Annotated in this window: 16 protein-coding genes and 1 pseudogene; 8 read left to right on the top strand and 9 right to left on the bottom strand. The window is 64.4% G+C overall.

What is annotated here, in order from left to right; genetic code table 11:
• Positions 1–2: 2 nt before the first annotated feature.
• Positions 3–1,793: an acyl-CoA dehydrogenase gene (locus AC1DZU_RS27830; RefSeq protein ID WP_477289827.1), complete on the bottom strand. Its 1,791-nt coding sequence runs from the start codon at positions 1,791–1,793 to the stop codon at positions 3–5.
• A 276-nt stretch (positions 1,794–2,069) separates the two neighbouring features.
• A complete protein-coding gene (locus AC1DZU_RS27825) occupies positions 2,070–2,531 on the bottom strand; it encodes a MerR family transcriptional regulator (RefSeq protein WP_095082335.1) in 462 nt (153 codons plus the stop codon).
• 453 nt (positions 2,532–2,984) lie between these two features.
• On the opposite strand from AC1DZU_RS27825, the gene AC1DZU_RS27820 reads away from it, so the two are divergent.
• From AC1DZU_RS27820 to AC1DZU_RS27805, 4 genes are all read left to right on the top strand, one after another.
• Positions 2,985–6,956: a peptidoglycan-binding protein gene (locus AC1DZU_RS27820; RefSeq protein WP_477289826.1), complete on the top strand. Its 3,972-nt coding sequence runs from the start codon at positions 2,985–2,987 to the stop codon at positions 6,954–6,956.
• A 192-nt stretch (positions 6,957–7,148) separates the two neighbouring features.
• Positions 7,149–8,072, top strand: coding sequence for a sulfite exporter TauE/SafE family protein (locus AC1DZU_RS27815; protein ID WP_095082339.1), 924 nt, complete (start codon positions 7,149–7,151; stop codon positions 8,070–8,072).
• The gene (locus tag AC1DZU_RS27810; RefSeq protein WP_477289825.1) at positions 8,072–8,863 is read left to right on the top strand and encodes a TIGR02186 family protein; all 792 of its coding nucleotides are present in this window, start codon (positions 8,072–8,074) and stop codon (positions 8,861–8,863) included. Before AC1DZU_RS27815 ends, AC1DZU_RS27810 begins: the two co-directional genes overlap by 1 nt.
• Positions 8,864–8,975: 112 nt before the next feature.
• A complete protein-coding gene (locus AC1DZU_RS27805) occupies positions 8,976–10,232 on the top strand; it encodes an Hsp70 family protein (RefSeq protein ID WP_477289824.1) in 1,257 nt (418 codons plus the stop codon).
• A gap of 10 nt (positions 10,233–10,242) precedes the next feature.
• Here AC1DZU_RS27805 and AC1DZU_RS27800 read toward each other — a convergent pair whose 3' ends face one another.
• Entirely contained in the window at positions 10,243–11,151 is a 909-nt protein-coding gene (locus tag AC1DZU_RS27800; protein WP_477289823.1) for a LysR substrate-binding domain-containing protein, read from the bottom strand.
• Between the two features lie 278 nt (positions 11,152–11,429).
• Here AC1DZU_RS27800 and AC1DZU_RS27795 point away from each other — a divergent pair, with 278 nt between their 5' ends.
• From AC1DZU_RS27795 to AC1DZU_RS27785, 3 genes are read left to right on the top strand one after another with little or no spacing between them, the layout of a single operon-like run.
• Complete coding sequence (locus tag AC1DZU_RS27795) at positions 11,430–14,360, top strand: molybdopterin oxidoreductase family protein (protein WP_477289822.1); 2,931 nt, start codon at positions 11,430–11,432, stop codon at positions 14,358–14,360.
• Positions 14,357–15,091 carry a 4Fe-4S dicluster domain-containing protein gene (locus AC1DZU_RS27790; protein ID WP_477289821.1) on the top strand — a complete coding sequence of 245 codons (735 nt, stop codon included), beginning with the start codon at positions 14,357–14,359 and terminating at the stop codon, positions 15,089–15,091. The genes AC1DZU_RS27795 and AC1DZU_RS27790 overlap by 4 nt, the downstream gene beginning before the upstream one ends.
• A gap of 5 nt (positions 15,092–15,096) precedes the next feature.
• Positions 15,097–16,032, top strand: a complete 936-nt coding sequence (locus AC1DZU_RS27785; RefSeq protein ID WP_477289820.1) for a dimethyl sulfoxide reductase anchor subunit family protein — start codon at positions 15,097–15,099, stop codon at positions 16,030–16,032.
• 23 nt (positions 16,033–16,055) lie between these two features.
• Here the strand turns inward: AC1DZU_RS27785 and pdeM are convergent, their stop codons facing one another.
• From pdeM to AC1DZU_RS27760, 5 genes are all read right to left on the bottom strand, one after another.
• Positions 16,056–16,772, bottom strand: a complete 717-nt coding sequence (gene pdeM / locus AC1DZU_RS27780; protein ID WP_477289819.1) for a ligase-associated DNA damage response endonuclease PdeM — start codon at positions 16,770–16,772, stop codon at positions 16,056–16,058.
• 13 nt (positions 16,773–16,785) lie between these two features.
• Positions 16,786–19,305 (bottom strand): ligase-associated DNA damage response DEXH box helicase, encoded by a 2,520-nt coding sequence (locus AC1DZU_RS27775; protein WP_477289818.1) that lies wholly within the window; start codon positions 19,303–19,305, stop codon positions 16,786–16,788.
• A 66-nt stretch (positions 19,306–19,371) separates the two neighbouring features.
• On the bottom strand, positions 19,372–20,232 hold the full coding sequence (locus tag AC1DZU_RS27770; protein WP_477289817.1) for an NlpC/P60 family protein: 861 nt from the start codon (positions 20,230–20,232) through the stop codon (positions 19,372–19,374).
• A 95-nt stretch (positions 20,233–20,327) separates the two neighbouring features.
• A complete protein-coding gene (locus AC1DZU_RS27765; protein WP_056588405.1) occupies positions 20,328–20,678 on the bottom strand; it encodes a MarR family winged helix-turn-helix transcriptional regulator in 351 nt (116 codons plus the stop codon).
• A 72-nt stretch (positions 20,679–20,750) separates the two neighbouring features.
• Positions 20,751–22,115, bottom strand: coding sequence for a leucyl aminopeptidase family protein (locus AC1DZU_RS27760; RefSeq protein WP_477289816.1), 1,365 nt, complete (start codon positions 22,113–22,115; stop codon positions 20,751–20,753).
• Positions 22,116–22,239: 124 nt separating this feature from the next.
• Here AC1DZU_RS27760 and AC1DZU_RS27755 point away from each other — a divergent pair, with 124 nt between their 5' ends.
• Positions 22,240–23,061 carry a tetratricopeptide repeat protein gene (locus AC1DZU_RS27755; RefSeq protein WP_477289878.1) on the top strand — a complete coding sequence of 274 codons (822 nt, stop codon included), beginning with the start codon at positions 22,240–22,242 and terminating at the stop codon, positions 23,059–23,061.
• Between the two features lie 6 nt (positions 23,062–23,067).
• Here the strand turns inward: AC1DZU_RS27755 and AC1DZU_RS27750 are convergent.
• A pseudogene (locus tag AC1DZU_RS27750) lies at positions 23,068–23,206 on the bottom strand (IS630 family transposase); the annotation flags it as partial.

Raw genomic sequence — 23,206 nt, 5'->3', positions numbered from 1 at the left:
GCTTAGAACGCTTCCGCCGGCAGAGCCATCAGCGTGTCGGCACCGCTGGAAATCCGGGCGAGATGAGCGCCGGTTTCCGGCATGATCCGCTCCATGAAGAAGCGCGCCGTCACAACCTTGTTGTCGTAGAAGGACTGCGAACCGTTGGCCCCCGTCTTGCCAAGCGCAGCCTTGGCCATCTGCGCCCACATGTAGCCCAGCGCCACAAGGCCGAAGAGATGCATGAAATCGGTGGAGGCAGCGCCAGCATTGTCGGGCTTGGCCATGCCGTTCTGCAGCAGCCACATGGTGGCGGTCTGAAGGTCGTTGAGGCCCTTCTTCAGCGCCTTGGTGAAAGGCGCCATCTTCTCGTCGGAACGGTTTTCCTCGCAGAATTCGCCGACCTCCTTGAAGAAGGCCTGCACGGCGCGGCCGCCATTCAAGCCGAGCTTGCGGCCGACAAGGTCGAGCGCCTGGATGCCGTTGGCGCCTTCATAGATCATGGCGATGCGGGCATCGCGCACGAACTGGCTCATGCCGTGCTCTTCGATGTAGCCGTGACCGCCGAACACCTGCTGCGCCATCACGGCGTGGTCGAACCCCTTGTCGGTGAGCACGCCCTTGACCACCGGCGTCATCAAGCCGGTGTAGTCGTCGGCGGCCTGGCGATCCTTGTCGTCGCCAGAGCGGTGGGCGATGTCGGACTTGATCGCCGTCCACAGCGCCAGCGCGCGGCCGGCCTCGTTGAAGGCCTTCATGGTCATCAGGCTGCGGCGGATGTCGGGATGAACGATGATCGGGTCGGCCTTCTTGTCCGGCGCCTTCGGCCCCGACAGCGAGCGGCCCTGCAAGCGGTCCTTGGCGTAAGCGGCGGCGTTCTGGTAGGCGATCTCCGACAGCGACAGCCCTTGCAGGCCAACGCCGAGGCGCGCCTCGTTCATCATCGTGAACATCGCCTTCAAGCCGCCATTGGCCTCGCCGAGCAGCGTGCCTTCGGCCTCGTCATAGTTCATGACGCAGGTCGAATTGCCGTGGATGCCCATCTTCTCCTCGATCGAGCCGCACGAGACGGTGTTCCTGTTGCCCGGATTGCCCGATGCGTCGAGCATGAGCTTCGGCACGATGAACAGCGAGATACCCTTGACGCCTTCCGGCGCGCCCTCGATGCGGGCCAGCACCAGATGGACGATGTTGTCCGACATGTCGTGCTCGCCGGCCGAGATGAATATCTTCTGGCCTGAAATCTTGTAGGTGCCATCGCCATTCGGCACCGCCTTGGTGCGCAGCAGGCCAAGATCGGTACCGCAATGCGGCTCGGTCAGGTTCATGGTGCCGGTCCAGGCACCCTCAACCATCTTCGGCAGCCATTTGGATTTCTGCTCGTCGGTGCCGTGGGTGATGATCGCCGCGATCGCGCCCTGCGTCAGGCCCGGATACATCATCAGCGACATGTTGGCCGACACCATATATTCGGCAACGGCGGTGTGCACCGCGTAGGGCAGCCCCTGGCCGCCGAACTCGACGGGTGCGGCCAGTCCCATCCAGCCGCCCTCGCGATACTGGTCGAAGGCCTCCTTGAAACCTTTCGGCGTTGTCACCGAACCGTCGTCATGGCGGACACAGCCTTCGATGTCGCCGACACGGTTCAGCGGATGCATGACGTTTTCGGCAAGCTTGGCGCCTTCGGCGAGAATAGCCTCCAGTACATCGGGCGTGGCGTCGGCAAATCCGGGAAGGTTCGAATAGCGCTGATAGCCCAGCACCTCGTTGAGCACGAACAGCGTATCCTGGACCGGAGCCCTGTATGTCGGCATGCTTTTCCTCCACCCCTGCAGACCTGTCCGAATGCCCCCGAAGTCTACCAAGGGTGGCATGCGGACCCATGTTGCGAGCGGGATATCAAAAATTGACGTTTGCGTAAACGTCAATTTTTTCGATGCGACAAGATTTCCCGCCCACCGCGCGGTGAACGTAGCGGCGAGCCGTTGCACAAGCTAGCGGCGAGAGGCTGCATTGGGCCGCGGCCAAGACGACGAAAAGCCGCGCGGCAGGGCCACGCGGCTTTGATAGTCAGACAGTCAGCGGATGAGTTAGCCCGCGACGCTCGCCTGCGGCGCCGAACGCTCGGCCAGCATCTGGCGCACCGCCGACATCGAGCCGCTCAGCTCGTTGATGGCGTCATCGATCAGCGCCCGCTGCTTCTGCAGCCGGGCAAGCTGCTTTTCCGACTTGTCCAGCGCCAGCCGCAGTTGCTTGGTGTTGGAGCCGGTCGGATCGTAGAGGTCCATCATCTGCTTGACGTCGCGCAGCGAGAACCCAACCTTGCGGCCAAGCAGGATCAGCTTCAGCCGGGCCTTGTCGCGGCGCGTGTAGAGACGGGTCGAACCGTCGCGCTGCGGGTTGAGCAGGCCCTTGTCTTCATAGAAACGCAGCGTGCGCAGCGTCACTCCATATTTCTTGGCCATCTCACCGATGCGGACAAGGTCCTCGCCGGTTTCGACAGACATATTGTTGGTATTGGCCGCGGTCTCGCCGGCCGAGATAAGCTTCATGGTCACTGGCTTTCCCCGTCTGGTGGCGTCGCGGTCCTGGACCGTGCGTCGCCTGACTGGAAGCGGGGGCTTGCTTCCGGTCGTGGTTTCAACAAACAAATCGCAAAAGCACGCTCAGGGCGCCTTTTACGTTTACGTCAATTCTATACCGATAGCCGCCTCATGACGCAAGGGCGTTCTGCGCTGCGAGCGTTATGCCGCACCGTGCTGCCGGCATCCGACATCCTTGCAACTTCTTAAGTTTGGTTAACGCGTTGTTTACCACGTTGGGCGAAATGTGGGCGCGTCGGCTACCCGTGGTTATCCTGTATCGAATTTTTCACGGTTTTTCGGAGCGCGGGTGAGAGCCCGGGAAGCTCGTCTTCCACCGCGGCATAGCCGCTGTCGCCTCGTTCCGACAGGGACTTGGGGGAACTGGCCGCGAGCCAGCCAATCTGAAAGACGGACGCACCGATGAACAGCAAGCGGTCCTACCTCGATACACTCAACGCCGGCAGGCAGCGCAGGCCGCAGACCACGCTCGAGCAGTTGAACCGTTCCCTCGAAACGCTGGAGCAGCGGTTGGAGCGTACGCACGAAGACCCGCTGGCACGTCCCGAGCCCCGCCAATACGGGGCCGATGCGCGCTATCCCGCCGCCCAACCGTCTGCCCAGCAGCGCTGGTACGAGGATCCGCAGCCGGCGCCGCGCCCGACGAGCCCGGCGCAGCCCGCCGCCGCCTTCGGGCAGAATTACCAGGCCATCGCCCGCGACATCGATCGCGTGCGTGGCCAGGAGGACGGCGTTGCCATGGTCGGCAAGATCGCCGGCGAGTTGCGCGGCATGCGCGAGGAACTGCGCCACCAGATGACGGCTGGGCTGCAGCGGGAATTCGAAGCGCTGCGCAAGGACATCGAGCGGGCTTTCCAGTCGGGCGCCAGGCCGGGCGCCTCGGCCAAGGGCAGCGCCGAACTCGGCCTTGAATTCGAACGACTCTCCGGCGCCATCCAGACACTGGCCGAGAAGAGCGACGACAGAAGCGTCAACATGCTGCGGCTCGAACTCGAACAGGTCAAGGCCGCGCTCGACACGCTGGCGCGCGAGGAGAGCGTGCAGAAAGTCGACCGCCGCTGGGACGATTTCGATCGCCGCTGGACCGCCTTCGAGGATCGCGTCGACGCCGACCAGCGCAAGCGCTCCGACGACCCCGGCCTATCAATGCTGACCGACCGGCTGGAGCAGATCAGCAACGCCGTCAACAACCTGCCGGAATCGCTGTCGCTGCGCTCGCTCGAGGAAAAGGTCCGCACGCTTGCCGGCGCCGTCGATCATTTCGCCAGCCAGCAGGACAATCGTGGCAGCGACACGCTTGGCATGATCGACGAGCGGCTGGACGAGATCTCCCGCGCCATCGTCGCCTCGACGGTTGCCGCGCAAGCCAATACATTCGACCACGAGGCATTCGAGCGCATCGAGAAGCGGATCGACTCGCTTGCCCAACAGATCGAGGAAGTGGCGCAGGATCGCCCAGGCAACGCGGTCATGGACCGGCTGAGCACGCTGTCGAGCCGTGTCGACGAGCTCGCCGGTCGCGCCAACCTGCCCGAGCAGGCGATGGAGCGCCTGGCCAAGCAGATCGCGCTCATCGCCGACAAGATCGACCAGGCGCCTGCGATGCCCGACGCCGACTATATCTTCCATGGCCTGGAGCAACGCTTTGACGTGCTGTCTGGCATGATGGAACGTCGCCAGGGTGACGCCATCGAACAGGGCAACATGCTGTTTCGAGATCTCGAACGGCGGCTGGACGAGGTTGCCGACAGGCTGGACCAGCGCATGCCGCACGTCGACAGCGCCGGCATCATGGAAGCCATCGACGCCCGCTTCACCGCGCTGGCCAAGCGCTTGGAAACGCGTGCTCCCGATCCCGCGGGCGAAGCCGCGATCCGCGGCCTGGAAAGCCGGCTCGAAGATATTTCAAGCCGGCTGGACGCATCGGCCGCGCAGGTGGCCGGCATCGATCCGGCGCTGATCCGCAGCCTGGAGGCGCAGGTCGCCGGCCTGTCCGCTCACCTTTCAAGGCCCAGCACGCCGTTGCCGGAATTCGAGGACATCAGCCCGCGTCTCGACGAGATCGAGAAGTCGCTGTCCGGAACCCGCGATTCCATCCTCGGCGCGGCGCGCGAAGCGGCCGAGAACGCGGTGCGTTCGCTGGCCGGGTCGAGTGCCAACGCGACGGCCGTTTCCGGCCTCGCCCAGGACCTGAAGACACTCGAAACGCTGACGCGGCGCTCGGACGAGCGCAATTCGAGAACATTCGAAGCCATCCATGACACGCTGCTCAAGATCGTCGACCGGCTGGGGTCGCTGGAACCCGGCGAACCGGTCGAGGCGGTGAGCGAACTCCTGGATGCAGCTGCGGTCGAACCGAACAGCCGGCGCGGTGCGCGCCGATCCAAGATGGCCGTCGAGGCACCGTCAATGGATATCGATCAGCCGATGCCGCTGACCGGGGACATGGCCGATCTCGATGGCCGCGCCGCCGCTATCCTGCGCGATGATCCGGGCATGCGCTCACCGGCCGAAGCCGCCGCTGCCGCAGCCCTGGCTGCCCTCAGTTCCGACACCATCGCCGAGAAAAGCGAACAGGCAGGTGGCCGCAAATCGTTGTTCGGCGGATTGGCACGTGCATTCAGGGGCAAGAAGGAGGCCGACATTCCGCCGCTGGCCGGCTCGGCGCCGATTGCCCCGACACCGAGCGTCGACCTCGACGAACCGCTCGACCCGAAATTGGCCAACCGGCCGCTGGAGCCCGGCTCCGGCGCACCTGACCTCAATGCCATCATGAAGCGCGTGCGCGACGAGCGCGGCCAGCCGGCCAAGCCAAGCGACACCGATGCAGCTAAATCGGATTTCATCGCCGCAGCGCGGCGCGCGGCGCAAGCGGCGGCCGCCGAGGCCGATGCGCTGAAGCGCCAATCGACGATGACCGGACCGGTGAAGGCACTGCGGATCGGCGACCTGCTCAAGGCGCGGCGCAAGCCGATCCTGATGGCGGCCGCCGCAATCATGCTGGCGCTCGCCGGCCTGCAGCTGGGCAAGGCCTTCTTCGCCGATCCCGCGCAGGTGGCGAGCAACGACGCCGCGCCGATCGTCGCCTCGCAACCGGTGCAAACCGCCTCGGCCGATGCCGCTAGCCAGCCGAAGACGGACGTTCAGCCGCAGGCCGTGGAAAGCGGACCGGCCCGTGCCGTCAGACAGGCCGAGCCGTCCGAACCGGCTGCCAAGGATGACATGGGCGCGCAAGGCACGATGGCCACGCCGCCAAGCATCGAGCCTTCGATGGATGCGGCACCGACAACCGAGCCTGCTCCCGCGCCTGTTGCTTCGGCGACGCCTGCCGACGCAAGCCCGGCAGCGCCCGACATGACAGCTTCGGCTGCAGCGCTCCCGGCTGGTCCGGCTCCTGTCCCGGAAGCGACCGATGCCGATACCGGCACCCAGCCTACGACGGCCGAGCCGAACACTGCCAAGGACACGACGGGCGCGGTTCCACCCGCGGACGCTTCGCCGGCGGAGGCCACGGCGAAGTTCGACATTCCCACCGACGTTGGCCCACTCGCCTTGCGCGATGCCGCCGGCAATGGCGACGCCAAGGCGTTGTTCGAGGTCGGTTCGCGCTACGCCGAGTCGCGCGGCGTCAAGGAAGACATGGCGGCAGCGGCCAAATGGTACGAGAAGTCGGCCGAACTCGGCTTCGCGCCGGCTGAATACCGCATCGGCAATTTCTTCGAGAAGGGCATTGGCGTCGCGCGCGATATCAAGAAGGCGAAGACCTGGTACCAGCTCGCCGCCGAGCAGGGCAACGCCAGCGCCATGCACAACCTGGCCGTGCTGTTCGCCATGGCCGCGGATGGCGTCACCGACAATGAGTCGGCCGCGCACTGGTTCCAGGCGGCGGCAGACGTCGGCGTCAAGGACAGCCAGTTCAACCTCGGCATCCTCGCCGCCAAGGGCGTCGGCATGAAGCAGAACCTCGAGGAATCCTACAAATGGTTCGCGCTCGTCGCCAAGACCGGCGACAAGGATGCGTCGGCCAAGCGAGACGAGATCGCCAATGCGATGCGGCCCGAGCAGCTCGAACGCGCCCGCGCCGCAGCCGAACTGTGGAAGGCCAAGCCGCTGGATGCGGCAGCCAATTCGGTCGACATTCCCGAATCCTGGCAGAACGGCACGCCGCAGACGACCGCCAGCGTCGACATGAAGAAGGCCGTCGAGAACATCCAGCGCATTCTCAACAAGAATGGATACGATGCGGGCGACGCCGACGGCAGGATGGGCCAGAAGACGAAGACCGCGATCATGGCTTTCCAGACCGATAACAAGCTGCCGGCGACCGGCACGGTCGACGAAAAACTGGTCAAGGCGCTGCTGGCGCGCAAATAACGGCAGATGCGTCGCTTCCACGACGCCCTTGCCACACATTTGCCTGTTAACTGATTGAGATGTTTTTTGTTTCGGCAATGCTGCGCGGTTTGACTTCGTAGCACCTCCGGCGCAAGAACAAATCGGCTTGTCGGGTCAAGATGCCCGCAACGGTTGCATTCACCGACAGGCAAAACTGATCGAGACTGACGGGTGGGCATCTATCTCCCGATCGCGGAAATTTCCGTCAACGTCTTCGTGCTGCTGGCCATGGGTGCGGCAGTGGGCTTCCTGTCGGGCATGTTTGGCGTCGGCGGCGGCTTCCTCATCACGCCGCTGCTGATCTTCTACAACATCCCCCCGGCGATCGCCGTCGCCACCGGCGCCAACCAGGTCATCGCCTCCTCCTTCTCCGGCGTCCTTTCGCACATGAAGCGAGGTACGCTCGACTTCAAGCTCGGCGGCGTGCTGCTGGCCGGGGGCATCGTCGGCTCCACCGGCGGTATCTTCGTCTTCGCCTTCCTGCGCAGGCTCGGCCAGCTCGACCTGTTCATCTCGCTGCTTTATGTCGTGCTGCTCGGCACGGTCGGCGGGCTGATGCTGGTCGAAAGCGTCAATGCGCTGCGAGCCACGCGCAGCGGTGCGGCACCGGTCCTGAAGAAATCCGGCCAGCACAACTGGATCCACCGCTTGCCGCTGAAGATGCGGTTCAGGGCCTCGAAACTGTTCGTCAGCGTCATCCCGGTGCTGGGTCTTGGCGCCGGCATCGGCTTCCTGTCGTCGATCATGGGCGTCGGCGGCGGCTTCATCATGGTGCCGGCGCTGATCTATCTGCTGAAAGTGCCGACCAACGTCGTCATCGGCACTTCGCTGTTCCAGATCATCTTCACCTCCGCCTACACGACGCTGGTCCATGCCACCACCAACCAGACGGTCGACGTCGTGCTGGCCTTCCTGTTGATGGCGGGCGGCGTTGCCGGGGCGCAATATGGCGCCAAGGCCGGCCAGAGGCTGCGCGGCGAGCAGCTCAGGGCCTTGCTGGCACTGCTGGTGCTGGCGGTGGCGATCCGCCTCGCCATCGACCTCTTCGTCACCCCGCCCAATCTCTACTCGCTGACCGCCACGGGCCTCAACTGATGAGGGGCCTGAAAGCGTTCGCAACCGCCATTCTCCTGTCGTTGCTTGCGGCCGTCGTTCCGGTCAAGGCACAGACACCACCGGTAGAAGGCATCCAGATCGGGCTCTCCACCGACAATGTCTCGATCACCGCCGGCTTTTCCGGTGCCGACCTGACCATTTTCGGTTCGCTGGAAAATCCCGACCCGCTGGTTGCCCGTCAAGGCAGATACGATGTCATCGTCGTGCTCGAGGGTCCGCCGCGCCCGGTCGTGGTGCGCCGCAAGGACCGGGTGCTCGGCGTCTGGGTCAACCTGGAGTCCGAAACCTTCGAGAATGTGCCGATGTCGTATTCGGTGGCGACGACGCGCCCGCTGCAGGACATCACCGAACCGAACAGCTACAAGCAGCTGTCGCTCGGTGCCTCCAACCTCTACATGCAGCCGGCCGACGCTGGCGACAACCCGGCGACCATCGAGGAATTCACCGCGGCGCTGCGCAGCCGCAAAACAGCGACCGGCCTCTACAGCGAGAATGTCGGCGGCGTGCAATTCCTGTCGCAGAACCTGTTCCGCGCCACCGTCAGGCTGGCACCGAATGTTCCGGTCGGCACCCACAAGGCACGCGCCTTCCTGTTCAAGAGCGGCGTGTTCATCAAGGAAAGCTCAGCCCAGCTCGAAATCCGAAAATCCGGTTTCGAGCAGTCGATCTTCCGTGTCGCGCACAATTATTCCTTCCTCTATGGCGTCTTCGCGATATCGCTGGCCATGCTGACGGGCTGGCTCGGTAGGGTGATCTTCCGAAAGGATTAGGCGCCGGATTTCCAAAAAGGGTTTCCCTTTCCGGCGTCATGCGTTAGAGCACGCCCCCGGCCCGACCGGACACGAGTTGCCGCTCCCCAAAGACAAAATCAGGAAACTTGCCATGCGACCAGCATTCGGCGGTATCGACTTTGGCACTTCAAACTCCACCGTTGGCGTGGTCCGCAACGGGCAGCCGCGCCTCGTCGCACTTGAAGATGGGCAGGTCACGCTGCCCAGTACCGTGTTCTTCAACTTCGAGGACAACCGCACCTGTTTCGGACGCCACGCCATTGCCAACTACACCGACAGCATCGAAGGCCGGCTGATGCGCTCGCTGAAGAGCGTGCTCGGCAGTTCGCTTGCCCACGAGAAGACCCGCATCAAGTCCCGCTCGATCGGCTTCATGGAGATCGTCGGCCTGTTCCTCGGCCACCTCCGCAGAAAACTCGAGGAAGATGCCGGCGGCGTGGTCGAGACGGTGGTGCTCGGCCGCCCGGTGCAGTTCGTCGACGACGATCCCGAGGCCGATGCAAACGCCCAGGGCGAACTTGAGAAGGCCGCGCGCGCCCAGGGCTTCAAACACATCGCTTTCCAGTTCGAGCCGATCGCGGCGGCGCTCGACTATGAGCAGAAGGTCACGCGCGAGGAACTGGCGCTGATTGTCGACATGGGCGGCGGCACCTCGGACTTCTCGATCGTGCGCGTCTCACCGCAGCGCTCGCGGTCGCTCGACCGCAAGGACGACATCCTGGCCAGCCGCGGCATCCATATCGGCGGCACAGATTTCGACCGGTTGTTGAGCATCGCCCATGTGATGCCGCAGCTCGGCTATCTGACCCCGACCAAGGACGGCAAGCGCAATCTCCCAGCCAGCTACTTCATCGATCTCGCGACATGGCAGCGCATCAACCTGGTCTACACCGCCAAGGCGATGACGCATCTGCGCCAGATCCGCTACGAGGCCGAGCGCGCCGACCTGGTCGACCGCTTCATCCACATCGTCGAGCATCGCTACGGACATGCGCTGGCAGCCCTTGTCGAAAAGGCCAAGATCGAGCTGACCGACAGATCATCGGCTCAGGTGGCGGTGAAGCTGCCGGGGGCGGCGTTCGCCGCCGAAATCACGCGCACCGGGTTGGACGCCACGATTGCCAGGGACATCGAGCGGGTCACCGCAACGGTCGGGCAGACCATCCGCGACGCCCAGGTCAAGCCATCCGACATCACCGCGGTGTTCCTGACCGGCGGGTCGACCGCAATCCCGCTGGCAAGACGAGAGATTCTCTCCTTGGTGCCGCAGGCATCCGTCATCGAAGGCGACGTGTTCGGCTCGGTCGGGCTTGGCCTGGCGCTCGACGCCCAGCGAAAGTTTGGCTGACACGGCCCACTTACGGGCGGGCGGGCACTGCTTCATCGGCGCTGGCGCTGAGATGCGCCTTGAGCGCCATCTGGGCAAGGCTCGCCTGCCGGTCGCGGTGGGTGATGATGGCGAAGTCGCGCTTCGGCAGGTCAATCGGCACCGCGCGCAAACTGCCTTCGGCAATCGCGCCGCCGACGACGAGTTCGGAAATGATGGTGGCGCCGGCCCCCGCCTCGACCGCCTGGCGGATAGCCTCGTTGCTCGGCAGCACCAGGAATATCTGCAGGTCGGCAAGCGAAATTCCTTCGCGGCGCGCCAGATCTTCCAACACCTCGCGCGTGCCCGAACCACCCTCGCGGATGATCCAGCGCAGGCCCTTGATGTCGGGCCGGCCCTGCGAGACTTCGGCGATCTCCGGATGGGCACTGGCGACGACCAGCAACAGCCTGTCGACATCAACCTTGGCGCGGCGCAGGATGTCGGATTCCGTGCGCCCCTCGACCAGGCCGAGATCCGCCGCGCCATCGAGGACATTGGCCTCGACCTGCCTGGTGTTGCCGATGGTGACGCTCAACCTGACGGCGGGATAGGCCTCGTGGAAGGAAGCCAGCCGGCGCGGCAGCCAATAGCTGGCGATGGTCTGGCTGGCGGCGATCGAGAGGCTGCCGGTGACCGTCTGCGAGACATGCTCCAGCACATTGCGCGCGGCAGCCGCCCGCTCCAGCACGGCCTTGGCTTCCGGCAGGAAGCGGTGTCCGGTCTGGGCGAGCTCGATGTTGCGACCGACCCGGTTGAAAAGATGGACTCCGTGCTGCTCTTCAAGCGCGCGAATAGCGGCCGACGCGGCCGATTGGGAAATGCCCAGCAGCTCGGCCGCCTTGGTCATGTGGCCGCGCTCGGCAACGGCGACAAAAATCCGCAATTGGTCCAGGGTCATGCTTGCATTAAGAACCAATATCGATCGAATTTACAAGAACAACTGATTAGACAGATCGATAGCTTTATTCTACGTTTTCGAGTGAAGTTAGAAAAAATTCGCCATCGAATCGCAGAGAACAAAATGATCGGGCGGTTCAGATCCCTGCTTGCCCATTGGACCCGCGGCATCCGGCGGCGGCTGGCCGGTGACCGATACCACCCGGAAGAGCACTATATGCGCGGCCCCGGGCCGAAGACTCGAGCCAAGTCCGCCGACCGTGCGGGCAGCAGCGGATCATGATGCACCGACCGCCGCGCGGCGCGAATTCGGCTCCATCTCAACGCCCGCTGGCCGACACGCGCGCGCCCGATGAAGGCGACGGCGTCGACACCTCGCCGGACATTTCCGACAGCATCGCCAAGACGACCTGCTACATGTGCGCCTGCCGCTGCGGCATCGACGTGCACATCAAGGGCGGCAAGGTCCGCTACATCAACGGCAATAAGGACCATCCGGTCAATCGCGGCGTGATCTGCGGCAAGGGCAGTTCCGGCATCATGCAGCACTACAGCCCGGCCCGGCTGAAAAAACCATTGCTGCGCACAGGCCCGCGCGGCTCCGGAGAATTCCGCGAGATCGAGTGGGAAGAAGCCTTCTCGATCGCGACCGAACGGCTTTCGGCCATCCGCCGGACCGATCCGAAAAAACTCGCCTTCTTCACCGGCCGCGACCAGTCGCAGTCGCTCACCGGCTGGTGGGCAAGCCAGTACGGCACACCGAACTTCGCCGCGCATGGCGGCTTCTGTTCGGTCAACATGGCGGCCGGAGGCCTCTATACGATCGGCGGCTCGTTCTGGGAGTTCGGCGAGCCCGACTGGGACAACACCAGATACTTCATGCTGTTCGGCGTCGCCGAGGATCACGATTCCAACCCGATCAAGATCGGCCTCGGCAAGCTCAAGGCGCGCGGCGCCAAGGTGGTGTCGATCAATCCGTGCCGCACCGGCTACAACGCCATTGCCGACGACTGGATCGGCATCCGGCCCGGCACCGATGGCCTGTTCGTGTTCGCCCTCATCCACGAATTGCTGAAGGCCGGGCGCGTCGATCTCGACTATCTCCTGCGCTATACCAATGCGCATTTGCTCGTCATCCAGGAGCCGGGCGCGGCGGATGACGGGCTGTTCATGCGTGATCCCGGCGGCAATCCGCTGGCCTGGGACAGGGTTGCGAAGACGCCCGTCTGCGGCACCGATACCGAGGCCAAGCCTGCGCTGACGGGCAGTTTTGCCATCGACGGCCGCCGCTGCGTGCCGGTGTTCCAACTTATCGCCGACCGCTACCTCGATGAGGGCTACGCACCCGATGCGGTGGCGGAGCGCTGCGGCATTCCCGCCGACACGACCCGCAGGATCGCCGCCGAACTGGCCCATGTCGCCTTCGAACAGACGATCGAATTGCCGGTTGCCTGGACCGACTGGGCCGGGCGCCGGCACGAGACGATCAAGGGGCGGCCAGTATCGATGCATGCCATGCGCGGCATCTCCGCCCATTCGAACGGCTTTCACACCTGCCGCGCCATCCATCTCTTGCAGGTGCTGCTCGGCACCGTGGATGTCCCCGGCGGCTTCCGCTTTAAGCCGCCCTACCCGAGATCGGCGCCGCCAGGCCCAAAGCCTTCAGGCAAGACCGTCAAGCCGATGACGCCGCTCGACGGCATGCCGCTCGGCTTCGTCTGCGGGCCGGACGACCTTTTGGTCGACGAGGCCGGTACGCCCGTTCGCATCGACAAGGCCTATTCCTGGGATGCGCCGCTGGCGGCACATGGCCTGATGCACACCGTCATCCGCAATGCGTGGGCCGGCGACCCGTACCCGATCGACACGTTGATGATGTACATGTCGAACATGGCTTGGAATTCCTCGATGAACACCGTCGAGACCATGGCGATGCTGACCGACAGGGACGAAGCGGGCAATTACAGGATCCCCTTCATCATCTATTCCGACGCCTACTATTCCGAGACGGTGCCGTTCGCCGATCTCGTGCTGCCGGACACAACCTATCTCGAACGCCATGATTGCATCAGCCTGCTCGACCGGCCGATCAGCCATGCCGACGGACCAGGGGACGCTATCCGCCATCCCGTCGTCGAGCCGGATCGCGATGTCAGGCCATTCCAGTCGGTGCTGATCGAACTCGGCGCGCGGCTTGGCCTGCCGTGCTTCGTCAATGACGATGGCTCGGCCAGATACCGCGACTATGCCGATTACATCGTCAACCATGAGCGGACGCCCGGCATCGGCCCGCTTGCCGGCTGGCGCGGCAAGGATGGCGCCTCGTTCGGCACGGGCGAGGCCAATCCGGACCAATTGCAGCGCTACATCGACAATGGCGGCTTCTGGCACCACGATTTCGCTGAAGACCAGCGCTACTACAAGATGGCCAACCGCTCCTATCTCGACTTCGCGGTGCAGATGGGCTTCATCCCCAAGGCGGAGCCGATCGTCTTCCAGCTCTACTCCGAACCTCTGCAGCGCTTCAGGCTGGCCGCGCGCGGCCACGGCCGTGTGGTGCCGCCAGAAGGCGACCGCCAGCGCATCGAGACCTATATGGACCCACTGCCGTTCTGGTACATGCCGTTCGAGGAAGCGACCGTCGATTTGCAAAACTATCCGCTGCATGCGCTGACGCAGCGGCCGATGCACATGTACCATTCCTGGGGTTCGCAGAACGCGTGGCTGAGGCAGATCACCAGCCAGAACCGGCTGTTCGTGCATCACCGGACCGCCGCTGGTCTCGGCCTCGTCGATGACGACTGGGTGTGGATCGAAAGCATCAACGGCAAGGTCAAGGGGCAGATCAAGCTGGTCGACGGGGTGAACGAAAGCACGGTCTGGACCTGGAATGCGATCGGCAAACGGCGCGGCAGCTGGGGGCTGAAGGATGACGCCGCCGAATCCAACCGCGGCTTCCTGCTCAACCACATCATCGGCGACCAGACCTCGGCTGACGGCAGCGGCAAGCGCTATTCGAATTCCGACCCGGTGACCGGCCAGGCGGCATGGTTCGACCTGCGCGTGCGCATTGTCAAATGCGCGACCGAAGAAGCCGGCTTCACCGAGCCGCAATTCGAGCGTTTCCAGCAACCGCCGCATTTCGAACCCTCGCCAGACAAACTGACCTTCGGCGCTGAATTCCGCCGGGCAAGAGAGGCGGCAAAATGACCTGTCTGCCAAGTCAAGGCGGCAAGAAGCTCGGCCTCGTCATCGATCTCGACACCTGCGTCGGCTGCCAGGCCTGCGTCACTGCCTGCAAAGAATGGAACACCGGTGGCCACATGGCGCCGCTGACCGACATCGACCCCTATGGCGGCCATGTCGACGGCGTCTGGTTCAACCGCGTCCACAGCTACGAACACACCACCGAGATGGGTGGGCGGACCGTGAACTTCCCACGCTCCTGCCTGCATTGCGAGACGCCGGCCTGCGTCACGGTCTGCCCGACCGGCGCCTCCTATAAGCGGGCCTCGGACGGCATCGTGCTGATCGACGAGGACAAGTGCATCGGCTGCAAATTGTGCAGTTGGGCCTGCCCTTATGGGGCGCGCGAATTCGACACCGACGTCGGCGTGATGAAGAAGTGCACGCTGTGCGTCGACCGCATCTACAATGACAATCTGGCCGAGGAAGACCGCGTGCCGGCCTGCGTCGCCGCTTGCCCGACCAGCGCCCGGCATTTCGGCGATCTCGGCGATCCCGCGTCGGCCGTCTCGCAGTTGGTGGCGGAGCGTGAAGGCGTCGACCTGATGCCGGAACTCGGCTATCACCCGACCAACAAATACCTGCCGCCGCGCGCCCACACCAAGCGCGCCGCATCGGTGGCCGCGCCGGCACTCGAACCGGTGCGGGCCGAAGGCGGCTTCCTCGGCTGGGTCGACCGCATGCTTTCGAACTGACATCCATGCATCCAGCCTTCTCCGTCGTCTTCTTCACCACCGCCACCGGCGCCGGCTATGGGTTGCTGGCGCTGCTTGGGGTGCTCGGAGGTCTCCAGATCATCCCACCCGATTTCTGGCTTGGCCTCATCGGCATTGGCCTTGCGCTTGGCCTGATCGTGGCCGGGCTGTTGTCCTCGACAGGTCATCTCGGCAGACCCGAACGCGCCTGGCGGGCGTTCTCGCAATGGCGCAGTTCATGGCTGTCGCGCGAAGGCGTTGCCTCTGTCATCACTTTCGTTCCGGCAGGCCTTTTCGGCATCGGCTGGGTGTTTTTCGGCCGCAGCGGCGGCTGGGTGACTGTGGCCGGATTGCTGGCAGCCTGTGGCGCGGTCGTCACCGTCTGCACCACAGGCATGATCTATGCTTCGCTGAAGCCGATCGCCCAGTGGCACAGCCGCTTCACGCTGCCCGGTTACCTCTTTTTTTCGGCGATGACCGGCAGCGTGCTGTTGAACGCGCTGCTACAGGGATTTGCTCTCGGCTCGAAAAAGCTTCTGGCAACTTCCGCACTGCTGACCTTGCTCGGCTGGGGCTGGAAGCTGGCGACCTGGCGCTACAACGACCGGCTGGAAATCCCGACCAATGCCAACACCGCGACCGGGCTGGCCGGCGGCACGGTACGATCGCTGGAATGGCCGCATACCGAAGAGAACTACCTGCTCAAGGAAATGGGGTTCCGCATCGCGCGCAAGCACAGCGCGCGCCTGCGCCAGATCGCGCAGGTTCTGGCCTTCGCCCTGCCCGTCCTGCTGCTGGCCGCCGCATTTGCCTTGCCGTGGCCCTTCGCGGCGCTGCTGTCGGTCCTCGCCGCCATTGCTCAGTTCGCCGGCATGCTTGTCGAAAGATGGCTGTTTTTCGCCGAGGCGAAGCACACGGTAACGCTCTATTACGGGCGGTAGGGACTCTTGGCGAAAGGGCGGCTTCAGCCGGGCCGCAGCATCGAGCGGGAGATCGCAAAAATGCGGTCAGTGCCGAGCATGTAAGCCATCAGCGTGTCCAGCCGGAACAGCCCGGCATAGGCGCGGTCGAGCACGTTGAGCGAGCCGGTATAGGCGCCGAAGGCCGGCATGATCATGCGGCCGCCATCGCCGGCAAAGCAGCGCCGCCGCACCGAACGGCCGCGCTGCACGATGCGCGCGCACGGGTGCAGATGGCCCGCTATTTCGCCTTCGACACGCTCCTTCGACGGCTCATGCCGGAACAGCAGCGAGCCTATGGCAAGCTCACGCACCGTCTCGCCGGGCAGGTCGGCAGGCGCTTCCGGATCGTGATTGCCGGCAACCCAGAACCAGTCGCGGCCTGATATCAGCGCTTCCAGCCGTTCGCGGAAGCTCGCATGCATGCGCTCGGCGCCGCCGCCATCGTGGAAGCTGTCGCCCAGGCTGATGACGATGGATGGCTGGTAGTCGGCGATCACGGCCTGCAGTCTCAGCAAGGTCGCGCCGGTGTCGTAAGGCGGGATCAGCGCGCCGCGCCGCGCCAGCGACGAACCCTTCTCGAGATGCAGGTCGGAAACGGTCAGAAGCCGCAGATCCGGAAAATAAAGCACGCCGCGCGGATCACAGACGGCACGCTCGCCGGCGATGCCGACAAGGTCAGCCTCGGTGATCAGCGATGTGCGCGCCAGCGAAAAATTCATCTCGAAATCAGTTTCATCTTTGGCCCATGGCCTCCTCGACCAGGTCGGCGGCTTCCATGAGCAAGGACTCGTTGGCGCCGCCATTCACCGATTCCTTGCCGATCTCCAGCATGATCGGCACGGCCAGCGGCGATATCTGCTCAAGATGCTTATGCATGATTCGACCGCGAACGCGCGAGAGCATCTCGGCAAGTCTGCTGACATCGAGCAGTCCCGCCGATGCATCGGTGCGCGTTGCCTGTAGCAGGATGTGGTCCGGTTCGTGGCTGCGCAACACGTCGTAGATCAGGTCGGCCGAGACGGTCACCTGCCGGCCGCTCTTCTCCTGGCCGGGAAAGCGCTTTTCAATCAGCCCGGCGATAACCGCGCAGGTGCGAAACGTCCGCTTCAGCATCCAGCTGTCGTTCAGCCAGGCCTCGAGGTCGTCGCCGAGCATGTCCTCGTCGAACAAGGCGGCCAAGGAAGGCTTCTTGGCCTTGAACAGCGCCGCCATGTCGTCCAGCGCCCAGACGGCCAGCGAATAGTCGGTGGCGACGAAGCCGAGCGGACGAGCGTTGGCGCGCTCCAGCCGCCGCGTGAGCAGCATGCCGAGCGTCTGGTGCGCTAGCCTGCCCTCGAAGGGATAGGCGACCATGTAGTGGCGGTTGCCGCGCGGAAAGGTCTCGACCAGAAGGTCGCCGCGTTTCGGCAGCACCGACTTTTCCTTCTGCAGCCGCAGCCAGTCGGCGACTTGCTCGGGCAGCGCCTGCCAGCGGTTGCTGTCGGCCAGCATGCCGCGCACCTGATCGGCGAGATAGGTCGATAGCGGAAACTTGCCGCCGGCATAGGACGGGACGATGATGTTTGCGCCGGCGCCGTTGGAGACGACGCATTCGTTCTCGCGAATGCCCTCGAAACGCAGCACCTTGCCCGCAAACAGGAAATTGTCGCCGGGCCGCAACGTCTCGGCGAAATATTCCTCGATCTTGCCCAGCACAGGCCCGCCGCGCCCAGCCATGCCACGGCCCTGCCGGACATAGCGGACATTGAGTTCAGGCATTTCGACGATGGTGCCGACATTCAGCCGGTATTGCTGGGCGACACGCGGATGCGAGACGCGCCACAGCCCGCCGACCGTCTTTCTAATGCGGGCGTAGCGCTCGTAGTTCTTCAGTGCGTAGCCGCCGGTGGCGACGAAATCGACGACACGGTCGAAGGTCTCGCGCGAGAGCCCGGCATAGGGCGCGGCGCCGCGCACTTCTTCGAACAAATGGTCGGCATCGAAGGGCGCGCCGCAGGCGACGCCCAGAACGTGCTGCGACAGCACGTCGAGGGCGCCGGTGATCAGCGGCGGCGTGTCCTGCGCGCCGAGATAGTTGGCGTCGAGTGCGGCCCGGCATTCCAGCACCTCGAAACGGTTGGCCGGAATGAGGATCGCCTTGGACGGCTCGTCCATGCGGTGGTTGGCGCGGCCGATGCGCTGCGCCAGGCGGCTCGCGCCCTTCGGCGCGCCGACATGCACGACCAGATCGACATCGCCCCAATCGATGCCGAGATCGAGCGTCGACGTCGCGACGATGGCGCGCAACGCATTCTCGCCCATCGCCTTCTCGACCCGCCGACGCTGGCCGACATCGAGCGAACCGTGATGCAAGGCAATCGGCAGCGAGTCCTCATTGGCCCGCCACAGTTCCTGGAACAGCAATTCGGCCTGGCTGCGGGTGTTGACGAACAGCAGCGTCGTCCGGTGCCGCTTGATCGCCTCATAGATTTCAGGAATGGCATACCGGGCCGAATGGCCGGACCACGGCACATGCTGCTCGGAGTCGAGAATGGAGATGTCGGGCTTGGCTCCGCCCGCCACGGTGATCAGGCCGGCCATGTCGCCTGGCGGATTCTGGGCGACCAGCCAACGCCGCAATTCGTCGGGCTCGGCGACCGTCGCCGACAAGCCTATCGTCTGCAGGCCAGGCACGTAGCTGCGCAGCCGCGCCAGGCCAAGCGCCAGCAGATGCCCGCGCTTCGACGTCACCAGCGAGTGCAGCTCGTCGAGCACGACATAGCGCAGATCCTCGAAGAAGCGTCGGGCATCGGGCGCCGCGATCAGCAGCGCCAGTTGCTCGGGCGTGGTGAGCAAAATGTCGGGCGGCACCAGTTTCTGGCGCTGACGCTTGTGCGACGGCGTGTCACCGGTGCGCGTCTCGATGGTTACAGGCAGGCCGATCTCTTCAACCGGCTTGCCGAGATTACGCTCGATGTCGACCGCCAGCGCCTTCAGCGGCGAGATGTAGAGGGTATGGATGCCACGATGCGCCTGCCCCGGTTTTCGCCTTGGCCGGTTGGCCAGTTCGGTCAGCGATGGCATAAACCCGGCCAACGTCTTGCCTGCCCCGGTCGGGGCAATCAGCAGCACCGATTGCCCGCCTTGGGCCCTTGCCAGCAGTTCGATCTGGTGCGCTCGCGGCGACCAGCCTTTCTCGCCGAACCACCTGACGAATGGTTCGGGCAGGGCCACGGTGGCATTCTGCTCGGCAAGGCGCGGCTGCTCTGTCACGCGCCAGAGGTAGCGCGAAGGCGGGCAATCGCCAAGAAGAATCGGAACAAAAGGGGATCGAAGCCCCTAAGGCCGCCGAAAACCGGTCGGGCCGCCATAGAGATAGCCGATGCGGGCGATCGCCTCCTTCAGCCCTTCGCGCGACACCAGCATGGTGTGGCCATTGGCATGGATCATAGTATCGGCGTCGGTCATGATGGCGACATGGCCTTTCCAGAAGACGAGGTCGCCGCGTCTCAGGCCGCCATAATCCGGATCCGGATCGAGCGGTTCGCCAAGGCTCGCCGCTTGCATGTCGGAATCGCGAAGTACGTCGCTGCCGGCCATGCGCATCGCCAGTTGCACAAGGCCCGAACAGTCGATGCCGAAACCCGAAGCGCCGCCCCACAGATACGGTGTGCCGAGAAACATCTCGGCCACCGCAACATAGTCGGCGGCCGTCTCACCGACAGGCCGCAGATGGCCGGCGATGATCGCCTCGCCGGAGGGCAGGACGGCATAATGCGTGCCGCGCGTTTCGGCTGCACCCGTCACCGTAACTGTCGATCCCATCGACAATTGTCCTGTGATCGGAAACCGCAGATCCGCCCCGGGGTAGAGGAAGGTGCGCGGCACCGACACGATATGGGTCGCCGCATGGTCCCGCCCGCCAAGCATGGTGTCGGCGACATAACCTACATAACCATCGCGCTCGGCCTGGATCCAGGCCCAGCCTTCGGCGACCTCGAAGACGAGGACATCATCGCCGAACAGGGCTTGCGTGTTGACGCCGGCATCCGGCCGCGGCGCCTTGCGCACATCGGCCACCGAGGCGGTGATCCGCGCCGGCCGGCCGGCGACGAAGCTGTCGGCGGCGACCTCGCCCTTCAGCCGTGCATCGGCTAGGTCGGAACGGAAAGCGTGAAGGCGGGCATCCCTGGCGGTCAAATCAGCAACTCTGTTTTATCTTGTTGACGCATAATCTTGTCCGAAAAACCGGTTCCCGCTTTTTGCTGCGCTGACCTGCGGTTCGGGATCGTGCTTTAGATGGGCAATTCGTGGGCCTTGGCAATGATACCATCGCCGAAGCGCTCGACAAAGAGCGCGCCCTCGACCGTGCGCCTGATCAGAACGTTGCGCTTGTCGAGTTCGTCGCGATGGCGCGACACCAGCTTCAACGCGCCCATCGTGTCGAGCGCACGGGTGATCACCGGCTTGGTGACATTGAGGCGGGCGGCGAGCCCGCGCACCGTGTGGGGCGGCGGATCGAGATAGATGGTGAACAGGATCGCCGTCTGGCGCATGGTCAGGTCGGGCGCGTCGTCGCGCACCTGCGACAGCATCACTTGCTGCCACAGTCGCAAGGCCTGGCTCGGGCGCATGGCAATCGACATCCGAGCAGCATGACGGCAAATTGTTTCGGTTCCGTTTCAGTTTCTGCAATTTGCTGGCTTTGCTTGTCGCTATCAACCAAAGCGTTTCGAGATGATCCGCTCCAGCGCGCGAATGCCTTGCGCCTCGCCGCCCGCGGGGCCATGCGGACGGTCGGCGGGGTTCCAGGCGAAGATGTCGAAATGGGCCCAGCCCGCGGTCTTTTCGACAAAGCGCTTGAGGAACAGTGCCGCTGTGATCGAGCCGGCGAAACCGTCCGTGGTGACGTTGTTGATGTCGGCGATCTTCGATGACAGTTTTGCGTCGTAAGGCCGCCACAACGGCATGCGCCACAGCGGATCCTCGGCCGCGACGGAAGCCGCCGCCAGGTCGGACGCCAGCGCTTCGTCGCCGGCATAGAAGGGCGGCAGGTCGGGACCGAGCGCGACACGGGCTGCCCCGGTCAGCGTCGCCATATCGACCAGAAGCTGCGGTTCCTCCTCGTCGGCCAAGGCCAGCGCATCGGCCAGCACCAGCCGCCCCTCGGCGTCCGTGTTGCCGATCTCGACGGTGATGCCCTTGCGGCTCGTCAGCACGTCGCCGGGCCGGAAGGCATTGCCGGCGATCGAATTCTCGACCGCGGGAATGAGCACGCGCAAACGCACGTTCAGCCCGGCGGCCATGATCATCGAGGCGAGACCAAGCACATTGGCCGCGCCGCCCATGTCCTTCTTCATCAAAAGCATGCCGGACGACGGCTTGATGTCGAGACCGCCCGTGTCGAAACAGACGCCCTTGCCGACCAGCGTCACCTTCGGCGCGCCTTGCTGCCCCCATGTCATGTCGATCAGGCGCGGCGCGCCGGTCGACGCGCGACCGACGGCATGGATCATCGGGAAATTCCAGTCGAGGAGATCGTCGCCCTTTACCACCGAGATTTCGGCATTGTGCGCCGCGGCCAGGCTCCGCACCGCCTTCTCCAATTCTTCCGGACCCATGTCGCTGGTCGGCGTGTTGACCAGATCGCGTGTCAGGAAGACCCCATCGGCAATGCGGCGAACATGCGCGGCGTCGACGCCGGCCGGCAAGTCGAAGCGCAGCGCCTTGCCGGATTTCTTGCCATAACGGGTAAAGACATAGCCGCCGAGCACCAGCGCGGTTGCCACCAGCTCCGGCTCGGCCGGCGCGGAGGCGAAATGCCAGTCGCCTTCCGGCAAGGCTTTCGACAACGCACCAAGAGCAAGTGCGCCCTCGCCATCGCCGATACCGAACAAGGCGCCGCCGAGGGCTCCGTTTTCGCCCGGCAAAACTAGCGTCCTGCCTGCCTCGCCGGAAAAGCCGTTTGCCCTGGCCCAGGCGACCGCGGCAGGCGCAAGACCGGCTGCGTCCAGCCCATCCCTGCCGACCAGATGGACCGGCAGCGCGCGCGGCAGTTTCTTTTCGACGAGTTCGACAGGCATTCGATGTTCTCCGTGCGGCGCCTTTGAGTCGCCATTCTTAACCGTCCGTTAGGGTTAACAGAATATTTCTTCGGGAGGGAAGATGGCCACGCAATGGCCGCGTATGAATGGAGGCCCGGTGCCGATGCCGACCAACCGCACGATCAATGCCACGGGAAAACGGTTCATCACCACGGCCCTCGTGCTGGCGCTCGCGGCCGGTGTCGCCGGTTGCGCAACCGACAAGTTCACCACCGGTTCGATCGGACGCAACAGCGGCAAACCGCTGGAGGCCATGTCGGGCGGGGAACTGCACACTGCAACGGCGGCACTTGGCCAATCCTACGCCAGGAACCCCACCGACAAGCGTATCGCCACCAATTATGCGGCGGCGCTGCAGATGGATGGCGACGCCGACCAGTCGCTCGCCGTGATGCGCAAGCTGGCGATCGCCCTGCCGAAGGATCGCGACGTGCTCGCCTCCTATGGCAAGGCTCTGGCTGCCAATGGCCAGTTCGAGGCCGCCCTGGACGCCGTGCGCCGCGCCCAGACACCGGAATATCCCGACTGGAGGCTGGTGTCGGCCGAAGCGGCCATTCTCGACCAGATCGGCCAGAAGGACGACGCGCGCCAGCTTTATCGCAAGGCTCTCGAACTGAAGCCGAACGAGCCTTCGGTGCTCTCCAATCTCGGCATGTCCTATGTGCTGGAAGGTGACCTGCGCACCGCCGAAACCTATATGCGTTCCGCCGCGCAACAGCCGAACGCAGACAGCCGGGTGCGCCAGAACCTGGCGCTGGTCGTCGGCCTGCAGGGCCGTTTCGACGAAGCCGAGAAGATCGCCTCGCAGGAACTCTCGCCCGAACAGGCAAAGGCAAACGCAGCCTATCTGCGCCAGATGCTGGCCCAGCAGAATGCCTGGAGCCAACTCAAGGATCAGGACAAGCCAAAGTCCGCGACCAACTAGAGTCCTTCACGTTTTGACGGAAGCGTATCCGGCATTTACGAAGTAGTTCTTGCATTCGGCTGCCTCGATCGTTTCGACGAGGTGGCCGATGTGGCGCCAAGTTTCCTCGACGGTGCGTTTCTGAGCCTGGCGCATCCAGTGTTTG

It is taken from the genome of Mesorhizobium sp. P2_A12 (genome assembly GCF_056405075.1).
Note: the sequence above shows the minus strand (reverse complement) of the source record. Positions and strands in the feature narration are given on the sequence as shown.